This is a genomic window from Arsenicibacter rosenii (genome assembly GCF_001870735.1).
Taxonomy (GTDB): Bacteria; Bacteroidota; Bacteroidia; order Cytophagales; family Spirosomataceae; genus Arsenicibacter; species Arsenicibacter rosenii.
In genome coordinates, this window is sequence record NZ_MORL01000163.1 from 1 (window position 1) to 1,161 (window position 1,161).

Consider the following 1,161-nt stretch of genomic DNA (forward strand, 5'->3'; position numbering starts at 1 on the left):
ATCACCAATCGTTTTTATTTTTTCAATCTGATACTTTTCCACGATCAGATCAAACGCTTTGAAACAAGTGTGTATCTCTGCTACCAGGCATTGCGGAGACATCTGCTCGGCTGTCTGCGTAAAGGACTTAAAATCGGTAAATAAGATCGAGACCTGGTTGTACTCTTTAGCATCAACGTGTCCTTTTTCTTTCAGCTCCTCAGCAATTTCTTCAGGCAAAATATTCAGTAGTAAGGCTTCCGAACGTTCTTTTTCTATTTTCAGAGCGGCCCTTGATTTTCTGACGTAGTTGAGCTGTGCCCACAAACCTGCTGCTACCAGAAGGATAAAACCCAGTGACAGGATAATCATATTGCGTTGCTTTTCCTGACGCTGAACCTCTTCTTTATGCTTCAGTTGTATAGCGTGTTCTTTCCGTACATAAGCGATACTGTCGACCAATTGTTGTTTCTGAAACTCTATGTTCATGACCTGATTGGCCGTTTCGGATAAATTTAAACTATCTTCAAGCGTGTTTGCCTGCTCAAAATAATAGAGGGCCTGCTTTGTATTATCTAAGGCTTTATAAGACTGATAAAGACAATCGCAGCCCCGTTTCTTTAATGATATGGATTCTACCTTTCTGGCCGACTCTAAACCCATTCTGCAATTCACTACAGCCTTTGTTTGATTCCCCGTTTTATGAAGTATCGTACCAATGGCAATCTGTGATTCGGCCTGACTACGCAGGCTGCCGATTTCGTTTGAGTAAGCCAGACACCGGATATAAAAAGGCATCGCACGGGTGTAGGCACTCTGTTCATAGAATAAATCACCAAGGCTATTGAGAGCCATTATTTGTAATTGCTTATCCTTTTTACTGTCAGCAATCTGTAGTGATTCATTAAAACTCCGGAACGCTTTATCATACTTACCTTGTTTCAGGTAAATATTGCCGATAGCATCTTGTATCTGAGCAATTCTTTCCTGATTATTTTCCTTTTTAAATACAGCATAGGCCTTCGTAAAATACTTCATCGCGTTGCTGTAATCTTTTACTTTACTATAAATTAAACCAATGTTATTGGTTGCGGCAGTCAGATTTTTTATATCGTCAATTTCTTTAAAGAGAAACGCAGCCTGCCGGAAATACTCCAATGCTCTGATATAGTTTCCCTGACT

The 1,161-nt window shown here is 40.1% G+C and carries 1 protein-coding gene; it reads right to left on the reverse strand.

Translation table 11 applies throughout. The annotated features are described in order from the left end of the window. On the reverse strand, positions 1-1,137 hold a 1,137-nt coding region (locus BLX24_RS30555; RefSeq protein ID WP_229201932.1), incomplete at its 3' end, for a tetratricopeptide repeat protein. Positions 1,138-1,161 lie beyond the last annotated feature (24 nt).